Below are 8,281 nucleotides of genomic sequence, written 5' to 3'. Positions count from 1 at the left end.
AACTTAGAACAAGTGAAAGTCATGTTGGAACAGGCCTTCACAGAGAAACACTATGAGAATACTATTTTACACAGCGACCAAGGCTGGCAATACCAACACGATTCTTATCATCGGTTCCTAGAGAGTAGGGGAATTCAAGCATCCATGTCACACAAGGGCAACAGCCCAGACAATGGTATGATGGAGTCCTTCTTTGGTATTCTTAAGTCTGAGATGTTTTATGGTTATGAGAAGTCATTTCAGTCGCTTAACCAATTGGAACAAGCTATTGTGGACTACATTGATTACTACAACAATAAACGAATTAAGATAAAACTAAAAGGACTCAGTCCTGTGCAATACAGAACTAAATCCTTCGGATAAATTAATTGTCTAACTTTTTGGGGTCAGTACAGATTGTCTAGGCTTTTTTGTTATCATTTTTTAAAGAGTAGAATACCTGTTTATCATTGAAATTATGGTCTGGATTTGATATGATAAGAATATGAGAAAAAATAGAGAGAAGCGTGCTTCCCACGATAAAAAGAGAAATGTATTACTTGTTTTAGTAGGTATTTTAAGTCTTGTTATGATCTGCCTAGGTGGCGTGATTGGTCACAAGATTCTACAGAAACAATCCTATGAACAAAAAATTGAAGCCTTAAAAAACGAAAAAGACCAACAATTCAACGCAGGCAGTCAGAAAGACCATTTCCGAAAAGGTCAAGCTGAGGTAATTGCCTATTATCCTCTTCAAGGAGAGGAAGTCATTGCGCCTGTTAGAGAAAAAATCAACCAGGATATTAAAGAAAAGCTGGAAGATAAAGAAGATTTGGTCTTTTATTATACCGAGCAATTAGATCCTGTTTTAAAGGGAGTTGTTGCTCGTAATATTACTAAGCAAGTCTACGATTTGTCTGCAACAAAGGTTGAAGAAAAAGAAAAGACGTCTTTGGGGAAAGTTTACTTGACAGAAGATGGTAAACTTTTTACTCTTAGTCAACTTTTCAAAGATGCTAGCAAAGCTAAGGAACTCCTGCTGAGTCAAATCAAATCAACTCTAGAAGATAAGAAACTTGACCAGACAAAAATTGATCAGGTTCTAAAAAACTTTACAGACCAAGATCTGGCATCATGGAGCTTTGATTATAAAGATAGTCAAATCATCCTTTATCCTGCCAATCCAGGAGAGACTCTGGAGGAAATTGCTCTACCAATATCCAGTTTCTTTGATGTATTGGAGTCTTCTTATCTATTAGAAAAGGATGCTGAGCTCTACCAAGCTTACTTTGTACAAAAAAATAAAAAAGTTGTAGCCTTGACTTTTGATGATGGCCCAAATCCATCTACAACTACACAAGCTTTGGATACCTTGGCTAAGTACGGTGTAAAGGCAACCTTCTTTGTACTTGGCAAAAACATCGCAGGAAATGAGGATCTTCTGAAACGAATGAAATCAGAAGGACATGTTGTGGGAAACCATAGCTGGGATCATCCAGTGCTTTCAAAATTGACTCTTGAAGATGCTAAAAAGCAAATCACGGATACAGAAGATGCCTTGACCAAGGTTTTAGGATCGAGTTCTAAACTCATGCGTCCGCCTTATGGTGCCATTACTGATGATATCCGTAACAGTCTGGACTTGAGCTTTATTATGTGGAATGTGGATAGTTTGGACTGGAAGAGTAAGAATGAAACAGCTATTTTAACAGAGATTCAGCATCAAGTTCGTAATGGATCGATTGTTCTTATGCATGATATTCATGGCGCTACAGTTAATGCTCTTCCAAAGATTATAGAATATCTAAAAGAGCAAGGTTATACATTTGTGACTGTTCCGGAATTGCTGAATTCTCGATTGAAAGCTCACGAAATGTATTATGACCGTGATCAATAACTATCAAAATCTAAAGAGACATGCCTCTGTTAATCTGGCTTTGTTTCTTTAGATTTTCTTCACATGGAAAGGAAAAACGATGAAATCTTATACCCTTAATAACGGAGTTTCAATCCCAGTTTTAGGATTTGGAACCTGGAAAGCTGAAAATGGAGAAGTGGCCTACCAAGCTGTTTTAGAAGCTTTGAAGGCTGGTTACCGTCATATCGATACTGCAGCTATCTACAAAAATGAGGAGAGTGTTGGTCGCGCTATTCGAGATAGCGGTATTCCACGCCAAGAAATCTTTGTAACAACCAAACTCTGGAACACCAATCACAGCTATGAAGAAGCTCGCCAAGCTTTTGAGCAATCAATGGAAAAACTAACCTTGGACTATCTAGATTTGTACCTTATCCATTGGCCAAATCCAAAACCACTAAGAGAAAATGACGCATGGGAAACTCGCAATGCTGAAGTCTGGAGAGCGATGGAGGACCTTTACCAAGAAGGCAAAATCCGTGCTATCGGAGTTAGTAATTTCCTTCCCAAGCATTTGGATGCTTTGCTAGAAACAGCAAGAATCATTCCAGCGGTCAATCAGGTGCGCTTGGCACCAGGAGTTTATCAAGAGGAAGTGGTTGACTACTGTAGAGAGAAAGACATTCTCCTAGAGGCCTGGGGACCTTTTGGACAAGGAGAGTTGTTTGACAAGAAAGAAGTCCAAGAAATTGCTGCTAAGCATGGGAAATCAGTGGCTCAAATCGCCTTGGCTTGGAGTTTGGCAGAAGGATTCTTACCTCTACCTAAGTCCGTGACTGCCTCTCGTATCCAGAGCAATCTTGACTGTTTTGGGATTGAACTCAGCAAAGAAGAGCGAGAAATCTTAAAGACTATCTCGGTAACTTCTGGCGCACCACGTGTGGATGAGATGGATTTTTAGAAAGTAAGAAAAAGAATTGTAAATTTCTTACCTTTCTGATATAATATTCAACAGGAAAGAAAGTTTTATGGCGTTCTTCAAGCGAGCTTGGGATAGTGGGAGCCAAGTAGGACAAGGTAAGAAACTGGCACTTTCTGTCGTATTTTTAAAAACAATGAAGTAATAAATTAGGGTGGAACCGCGTTTCTGACGCCCCTAGTCGCAAGACTTGGGTGTTGAAATTCGGTTTTTTTGAGTTTCGTCAAATACCCAAGAGGAAAGGAACATAATGATTAAAGGATCTTGTTTATGTAAAGCAGTCACCTACACTCTAGATGAAGAATTATCGGAAATAGTTTTTTGCCATTGCTCATTCTGTCGGAAAGCAACTGCGTCGGCCTACACAGTTAATGCCAAAGTTAGCAGCAAAAATCTGGCATTGTATGGAAAAGAGAATTTGGTTACCTATAGTTCATCTCCAGGGAAACAACGTTATTATTGCCAGAACTGTCATAGTCAAATTTTCACTACTCAAGAAAATATACCAGAAGTTTGCGCTTTGAAATTAGGAACAATAGATGAATGCGATCAGAATTTACAAACTGTTCCCAAACGTCATATTTTTCAGGACCCAGCATTTTCTTGGTTGCTTGATAAATAAACCTAAGAAGATAATATAAATTAAAGGAGTAAACAATGTCTAAGAAATTAACATTTCAAGAAATTATTTTGACTTTGCAACAATTTTGGAATGACCAAGGTTGTATGCTCATGCAGGCTTATGACAATGAAAAAGGTGCGGGAACAATGAGTCCGTACACTTTCCTTCGTGCTATCGGACCTGAGCCATGGAATGCGGCTTATGTAGAGCCGTCACGTCGTCCTGCTGACGGTCGCTATGGGGAGAATCCTAACCGTCTTTACCAACACCACCAATTCCAAGTAGTGATGAAGCCTTCTCCATCAAACATTCAAGAACTTTACCTTGAGTCTTTGGAAAAATTGGGCATCAATCCTTTGGAACACGATATTCGTTTCGTTGAGGACAACTGGGAAAATCCATCAACTGGTTCAGCTGGTCTTGGTTGGGAAGTTTGGCTTGATGGGATGGAAATCACTCAGTTCACTTATTTCCAACAAGTTGGTGGATTGGCAACTGGTCCTGTGACTGCGGAAGTTACTTATGGTTTGGAACGCTTGGCTTCTTATATTCAGGAAGTAGATTCTGTCTATGATATCGAATGGGCTGATGGTGTAAAATACGGAGAAATCTTCATCCAGCCTGAGTACGAGCATTCAAAATATTCATTTGAAATTTCGGACCAAGAAATGTTGCTAGAAAACTTTGATAAGTTTGAAAAAGAAGCCGGTCGTGCCTTAGAAGAAGGCTTGGTACACCCTGCCTATGACTATGTTCTCAAATGTTCACACACCTTTAACCTGCTTGATGCGCGTGGTGCGGTATCTGTAACAGAGCGTGCAGGCTATATCGCTCGTATCCGTAACTTGGCCCGTGTCGTAGCCAAAACCTTTGTCGCAGAACGCAAACGCCTAGGCTACCCGCTATTAGATGAAGAAACACGAGCTAAACTCTTAGCAGAAGACGCAGAATAAAGAGAGTGACAAATTACGAAAATGGGCGAACAGAGTAAGCCCTGAGCCAGTTGCCGCAGTGATGAAGGTATCCTTAGTGAAGCTAAGGATACTAGGCAAAATTGGAGACTGTTGGCTCCAATTTTAGCAATGAAACGACGAAGTCGGTTGCTTGCGTGCCAATCACATAAGGCAAACTGGAAAATAAAAAGATACCTTTCGGAGAAAAAACATGACAAAAAACTTATTAGTAGAACTCGGTCTTGAAGAGTTACCAGCCTACGTAGTAACTCCAAGTGAAAAACAACTAGGTGAAAAAATGGCAGCCTTCCTCAAGGAAAACCGTCTGTCTTTTGAAGCTATTCAGACATTCTCAACACCATGTCGTTTGGCTGTTCGTGTGACTGGTCTTGCAGATAAACAGTCTGATTTGACAGAAGATTTTAAGGGACCAGCAAAGAAAATTGCCTTGGATGGTGATGGGAACTTCACCAAAGCGGCTCAAGGATTTGTCCGTGGGAAAGGCTTGACGGTTGAAGATATTGAATTCCGTGAAATCAAGGGTGAAGAATATGTCTATGTTACCAAGGAAGAGGTTGGTCAATCAGTTGAATCTATCATTCCTGGTGTCGTGGATGTCTTGAAATCCCTAACTTTCCCTGTCAGCATGCATTGGGCAAACAACAGCTTTGAATACATCCGTCCTGTTCACACTTTGACTGTACTTTTGGACGAGCAAGAGTTTGACTTAGACTTCCTTGATATCAAGGGGGGGCGTGTGAGTCGTGGTCATCGATTCTTGGGACAAGAAACCAAGATTCAGTCAGCAGTGAGCTACGAAGAAGACCTTCGTGCACAGTTTGTAATCGCAGATCCACGTGAACGTGAGCAAATGATTGTTGACCAAATCAAAGCAATCGAGGCAAAACATGGTGTACGTATCGACATTGATGCAGACTTACTTAATGAAGTCTTGAACTTGGTTGAATACCCAACTGCCTTCATGGGAAGTTTTGACGCCAAATACCTTGACGTTCCAGAAGAAGTTTTGGTGACTTCGATGAAGGAACACCAACGTTATTTTGTTGTCCGTGATCAAGATGGAAAACTCTTGCCAAACTTTATTTCTGTTCGTAACGGAAACGCAGAGCATTTGGAAAATGTTATCAAAGGAAATGAAAAAGTCTTAGTTGCCCGCTTAGAAGACGGGGAATTCTTCTGGCGTGAGGACCAAAAATTGGTTATTTCTGACCTTGTTGAAAAATTAAACAACGTCACCTTCCATGAAAAGATTGGTTCTCTTCGTGAACACATGATTCGTACTGGTCAGATTGCTATTCTCTTGGCAGAAAAAGCTGGTTTGTCAGTGGATGAAACGGTTGACCTTGCTCGTGCAGCAGCCATTTACAAGTTTGACTTGTTGACGGGGATGGTTGGTGAGTTTGATGAACTTCAAGGAATTATGGGTGAGAAATATGCCCTTCTTGCTGGAGAAACTCCAGCAGTTGCAGCTGCTATTCGTGAACACTACATGCCTACATCAGCCGAAGGTGAACTTCCAGAGAGCAAGGTTGGAGCCATTCTAGCCATTGCAGACAAATTGGATACGATTTTGAGTTTCTTCTCAGTAGGTTTGATTCCATCAGGTTCTAATGACCCTTATGCTCTTCGTCGTGCGACTCAAGGTGTTGTTCGTATCTTGGATGCCTTTGGTTGGCACATTGCCATGGATGAGCTCATTGATAGCCTTTATGCTTTGAAATTCGACAGCTTGACTTATGAAAACAAAGCAGAGGTCATGGACTTTATCAAGGCTCGTGTCGATAAGATGATGGGTTCTACTCCAAAAGACATTAAGGAAGCAGTCCTTGCAAGTTCAAATTTTGTTGTGGCGGATATGTTGGAAGCGGCAAATGCTCTCGTAGAAGCAAGCAAGAAAGAAGATTTCAAATCGTCAGTTGAATCTCTCTCACGTGCCTTTAACTTGGCTGAGAAGGCAGAAGGTTCTGACATGATTGATCCTGCCCTCTTTGAGAATGAGGAAGAAAAAGCTTTGGCAGAGGCAGTAGAATCATTAGTTTTATCAGGAACGGCAAGCCAGCAATTAGAACAACTCTTTGCGCTCAGTCCAGTTATTGATGCTTTCTTTGAAAATACCATGGTAATGGCCGAAGATCAAGATATTCGTCAAAATCGTTTGGCCATCTTGTCACAACTAACCAAGAAAGCAGCTAAGCTCGCTCGTTTTAACCAAATCAATACTAAATAAACTCAGTCAAACGAACTGTATCTTATCACAAAGGAGAAAAAATGGATCCGAAAAAAATCGCTCGTATCAACGAGCTTGCCAAAAAGAAAAAAACAGAAGGTTTAACCTCTGCTGAAAAAGTGGAACAAGCTAAACTTCGTGAGGAATACATCGAAGGCTATCGTCGTTCTGTTCGTCACCACATTGAAGGAATTAAAATCGTGGACGAAGAAGGCAACGACGTCACACCAGAAAAACTACGTCAAGTACAACGTGAAAAAGGTTTGCACGGCCGTAGTCTTGATGATCCAAATTCATAAAATTCTAGGGTTTTGTAGATCATCTACAAAACCCTTTTTTAGTAATAACAAAAAAGAAGGAGCCAAGTGGCTCCTTTTTGGTTTCTTAGTTACTTGCGCCAGAAGTAGCGTCTGCGCCACCACCGTGGCCTCCGGCGTCACCTGAATCAGAAGCGCCAGAAGTAGCATCAGCGTCTCCATGTCCTCCAGCAGCAGGAGCAAATGGTCCGCTACCACCTACCAAACGTTGACCAGTTTCTTTTAGGTACCAGTCAAGCCATGGTTGGAAGTTAAAGACGATTTCATTGATACCAGCGTATGATCCGTCAGGATAGTACATGGCTTGGTAGTTGTGAGTGTTGATAACACCTGCAGGAGATCCTGGAACGATTGTACGGACGTATTCTTGGTTTCCGTTGCGAAGTGTTCCGATAACCCACTCTACATTCTTCATGCGTGCTGGTGGAAGAGAACCATGCACAGTTGACATACGGTTACCTGATTGAGGTGGTACACGTTTGGCAAACATGGTGTCTGGATCTTGGTGAGCGTTGTTGTAGTAGAGGAATTGGTTATTATCGTCAGCGTATGTCAATTCAAATGGCATAGCTTTCAAGAACATATCAATCTGGTTAACAGTTAAGATACCATGGTCGAGTTTGACATAAGTATCACCAGAAACTGCGCCAGTGATTGCTGCAACTTTTTCTACCCATTCTGGATCGTCAGGGTCAACTTCTGTAATGGTTGTAGCAATTGGTCTTCCACAATCCAAGTCTTCTGGTTCGATTGGTTTTGGTTTTTTCAATTTCGAAACGACTCCTACGTATTTAACAAAGTTATCTAAGCAAGTTTCAAGGAATTTAACAGTTCCTTCGTTGGTGATGTTTCCATTGTTATCAAAAGCTTCCTTGGCTTTACCAAGAAGGAATTCGTTACCTGGAAGCGTGTAGGCATTGACACCTGGAGCGTCAAGAATCTTACGAAGATGAACTTGGGCACGTGATGTTCCTTGGTCATAGTATGATGCACCCACAATCATAACAGGTTTGTTTTCAAATGGATGAACTTCGTATGAAAGCCATTCAAGTACAGATTTGAGTGAAGCTGAGATAGTGTGATTGTGCTCAGGAGTTGCGATAATGACACCATCAGCACGTGTAATCTTGTTGTACAAGAATCGCAATTGGAAACTTTCGTCCCATTTTTCGTCTTGGTTAAACATTGGAACTTCGTCGATTTCAAGAACTTCTAATTCAAATTTGAATTTGAAATTGCGACGAATAAATTCTAAGAGTTTGCGGTTATATGATTGATCGTAGTTTGATCCAACAAGTCCAACAAATTTCATTCTTTCGGTCTCC

General features: G+C 40.9%; 8 protein-coding genes. 7 read left to right on the top strand and 1 reads right to left on the bottom strand.

The features are described 5' to 3' along the window. From DF216_RS04175 to DF216_RS04145, 7 genes are all read left to right on the top strand, one after another. Positions 1 to 363: IS3 family transposase (locus tag DF216_RS04175; RefSeq protein WP_164978999.1), on the top strand; the 363-nt coding region annotated here is incomplete at its 5' end. Positions 364 to 484: 121 nt separating this feature from the next. Continuing rightward, positions 485 to 1,876, top strand: coding sequence for a peptidoglycan-N-acetylglucosamine deacetylase PgdA (gene pgdA / locus DF216_RS04170; RefSeq protein WP_125828066.1), 1,392 nt, complete (start codon positions 485 to 487; stop codon positions 1,874 to 1,876). A 79-nt stretch (positions 1,877 to 1,955) separates the two neighbouring features. After that, a complete protein-coding gene (locus DF216_RS04165) occupies positions 1,956 to 2,798 on the top strand; it encodes an aldo/keto reductase (protein WP_125828065.1) in 843 nt (280 codons plus the stop codon). 268 nt (positions 2,799 to 3,066) lie between these two features. Further along, positions 3,067 to 3,438, top strand: a complete 372-nt coding sequence (locus DF216_RS04160; protein ID WP_044754191.1) for a GFA family protein — start codon at positions 3,067 to 3,069, stop codon at positions 3,436 to 3,438. A gap of 35 nt (positions 3,439 to 3,473) precedes the next feature. Next, complete coding sequence (gene glyQ / locus DF216_RS04155; protein ID WP_000038736.1) at positions 3,474 to 4,391, top strand: glycine--tRNA ligase subunit alpha; 918 nt, start codon at positions 3,474 to 3,476, stop codon at positions 4,389 to 4,391. A 211-nt stretch (positions 4,392 to 4,602) separates the two neighbouring features. After that, on the top strand, positions 4,603 to 6,639 hold the full coding sequence (gene glyS, locus DF216_RS04150; RefSeq protein WP_129326068.1) for a glycine--tRNA ligase subunit beta: 2,037 nt from the start codon (positions 4,603 to 4,605) through the stop codon (positions 6,637 to 6,639). Between the two features lie 41 nt (positions 6,640 to 6,680). Then, complete coding sequence (locus DF216_RS04145; RefSeq protein WP_000371291.1) at positions 6,681 to 6,938, top strand: DUF896 family protein; 258 nt, start codon at positions 6,681 to 6,683, stop codon at positions 6,936 to 6,938. Positions 6,939 to 7,023: 85 nt separating this feature from the next. Here the strand turns inward: DF216_RS04145 and DF216_RS04140 are convergent, their stop codons facing one another. Further along, a complete protein-coding gene (locus DF216_RS04140; RefSeq protein ID WP_129326067.1) occupies positions 7,024 to 8,268 on the bottom strand; it encodes an NAD(P)H-dependent oxidoreductase in 1,245 nt (414 codons plus the stop codon). Positions 8,269 to 8,281 lie beyond the last annotated feature (13 nt).

The sequence above is a fragment of the Streptococcus oralis genome (assembly GCF_004127215.1).
GTDB lineage: Bacteria > Bacillota > Bacilli > Lactobacillales > Streptococcaceae > Streptococcus > Streptococcus oralis_BD.
The sequence above is the reverse complement of the archived record's forward strand: the minus strand, read 5'-3'. Positions and strand labels throughout refer to the sequence as shown.

Bases quoted from the DNA above. Each gene is read 5' to 3' on its own strand.
- pgdA (WP_125828066.1), top strand. From the start codon at position 485: ATGAGAAAAAATAGAGAGAAGCGTGCTTCCCACGATAAAAAGAGAAAT.
- DF216_RS04165 (WP_125828065.1), top strand. From the start codon at position 1,956: ATGAAATCTTATACCCTTAATAACGGAGTTTCAATCCCAGTTTTAGGA.
- DF216_RS04160 (WP_044754191.1), top strand. From the start codon at position 3,067: ATGATTAAAGGATCTTGTTTATGTAAAGCAGTCACCTACACTCTAGAT.
- glyQ (WP_000038736.1), top strand. From the start codon at position 3,474: ATGTCTAAGAAATTAACATTTCAAGAAATTATTTTGACTTTGCAACAA.
- glyS (WP_129326068.1), top strand. From the start codon at position 4,603: ATGACAAAAAACTTATTAGTAGAACTCGGTCTTGAAGAGTTACCAGCC.
- DF216_RS04145 (WP_000371291.1), top strand. From the start codon at position 6,681: ATGGATCCGAAAAAAATCGCTCGTATCAACGAGCTTGCCAAAAAGAAA.
- DF216_RS04140 (WP_129326067.1), bottom strand. From the start codon at position 8,268: ATGAAATTTGTTGGACTTGTTGGATCAAACTACGATCAATCATATAAC.